The following is a 2,217-nucleotide window of genomic DNA, read 5'->3' on the forward strand; positions in this document are numbered from 1 at the left end:
AGCGCACGCGCTACACCCGCCCCCACCGGACCGCAACGGGCCGCCGCAGGCATCCAGGGGCGCGGGGAACTGCGCAAAAACACCCGCCCCCACCGAACCCGCACCCGCAGACAAACGACGCTCAACCGCCGGAGGCCCCCGTACCCTGTACCGCGTGCAGGAACGACACGACGCCCCCCTCGCCCCCCTGACCACCTTCCGCCTCGGCGGCCCAGCCACCCGGCTCGTCACCGCGACCACCGACGCCGAGGTGATCGACGTCGTCCGCGAGGCCGACGCCACCGGCACGCCGCTCCTCGTGATCGGCGGTGGGTCCAACCTCGTCATCGGGGACAAGGGGTTCGACGGCACCGCGCTCGTCATCGCCACCCAGGGTTTCGAGCTCACCGGCACCCACTTGGAGCTCGCCGCAGGCGAGGTATGGACCGACGCCGTCACTCGCACCGTGGACGCCGGACTCGCCGGTATCGAGTGCCTCGCCGGAATCCCCGGCTCCGCGGGCGCGACACCCATCCAGAACGTCGGCGCCTACGGCCAGGAGGTGTCCTCCACCATCACCGAGGTCATCGCCTACGACCGCCACAGCGGCGAGACCGTCACCCTCACCAACGACGACTGCGCCTTCTCCTACCGCCACAGCCGCTTCAAAGACCCCGCCCGATACGTCGTCCTGCGCGTCCACTTCGACCTGGAAGACGCCGACGGCCTCTCCGCGCCGATCAAGTACGCCGAGACCGCCCGCGCCCTCGGCGTGGAGCCCGGCGACCGCGTCCCCCTCACGGACGCCCGCGCGACCGTCCTGAAGCTGCGCGCGGGAAAGGGCATGGTCCTGGACCCCGACGACCACGACACCTGGTCGGCAGGCTCCTTCTTCACCAACCCCATCCTCACGGCCACCCAGTTCGCGGAGTTCCACGCGCGCGTGAAGCAGCACCTGGGCGAGGACGCCGAGCCCCCCGCCTACCCCGCGGGCGACGGCCGCACCAAGACCTCCGCGGCCTGGCTGATCGACAAGGCCGGCTTCACCAAGGGCTACGGCACCGGCCCGGCCCGCATCTCCACCAAGCACACCCTCGCCCTCACCAACCGCGGCAACGCCACCACGGAGGACCTCCTCGCCCTGGCCCGAGAAGTCGTGGCAGGCGTGAGGGACACCTTCGGCATCACCTTGGTCAACGAGCCGGTGACGGTCGGCGTAAGCCTGTAGCCAACGCCCGCTCAGGAGACCGGGCCACTGAGCCAGTCGTCCACTCCCGACAGCAGCTTGGTCTTCACGTCCTCCGGTGCCGCCGAGGCCCGTACCGACTGCCGGGCCAGCTCCGCCAGTTCCGCGTCCGAGAAGCCGTGATACCGCCGGGCGATCTCGTACTGCGCGGCCAGCCGGGACCCGAACAGCAGTGGATCGTCGGCGCCCAGCGCCATCGGCACCCCGGCCTCGAACAGCTTCCGCAGCGGCACGTCCTCATGCTTCTCGTACACACCGAGCGCCACATTGGACGCGGGGCACACCTCGCACGTCACCTGCCGGTCCGCCAGCCGCTTCAGCAGCCGCGGGTTCTCGGCCGCCCGCACACCGTGACCGATGCGGTTCGCGCCCAGGTCGTCGAGGCAGTCCCGGATCGACGACGGTCCGGCCAGCTCGCCACCGTGCGGCGCGGACAGCAGGCCGCCCTCGCGCGCGATGTTGAAGGCACGGTCGAAGTCCCGTGCCATGCCCCGGCGTTCGTCGTTCGAGAGGCCGAAGCCGACCACACCCTTGTCCGCGTACCGCACCGCGAGCCGGGCCAGGGTGCGCGCGTCCAGGGGATGCTTCATCCGGTTCGCGGCGACCAGCACCCGCATCCCGAGCCCCGTCTCCCGGGACGTGGTCTCCACCGCGTCCAGGATGATCTCCAGCGCCGGGATCAGGCCGCCTAGCCGGGGCGCGTACGACGTGGGGTCGACCTGGATCTCCAGCCACCCCGAGCCGTCGCGGACGTCCTCCTCCGCGGCCTCCCGCACCAGCCGCCGGATGTCTTCGGGCTCTCTGAGGCACGAGCGGGCCGCGTCGTACAGGCGCTGGAAACGGAACCAGCCCCGCTCGTCCGTGGCCCGCAGCTTCGGCGGCTCCCCGCTGGTCAGCGCTTCGGTCAGCGCATCCGGCAGGCGTACGCCGTACTTGTCGGCCAGCTCCAGAACCGTCCCCGGCCGCATGGATCCGGTGAAGTGCAGGTGCAG

General features: G+C 71.3%; 2 protein-coding genes. One reads left to right on the forward strand and one right to left on the reverse strand.

Annotated elements, in window-relative coordinates; genetic code table 11:
• Positions 1-154 precede the first annotated feature (154 nt).
• Positions 155-1,207, forward strand: coding sequence for a UDP-N-acetylmuramate dehydrogenase (locus ACFVYN_RS26570; protein ID WP_390002521.1), 1,053 nt, complete (start codon positions 155-157; stop codon positions 1,205-1,207).
• An 11-nt stretch (positions 1,208-1,218) separates the two neighbouring features.
• Here the strand turns inward: ACFVYN_RS26570 and ACFVYN_RS26575 are convergent.
• Positions 1,219-2,217: adenosine deaminase (locus ACFVYN_RS26575; protein WP_390002524.1), on the reverse strand; the 999-nt coding region annotated here is incomplete at its 5' end.

This window comes from Streptomyces sp. NPDC058307, from assembly GCF_042880295.1.
Lineage (GTDB): Bacteria > Actinomycetota > Actinomycetes > Streptomycetales > Streptomycetaceae > Streptomyces.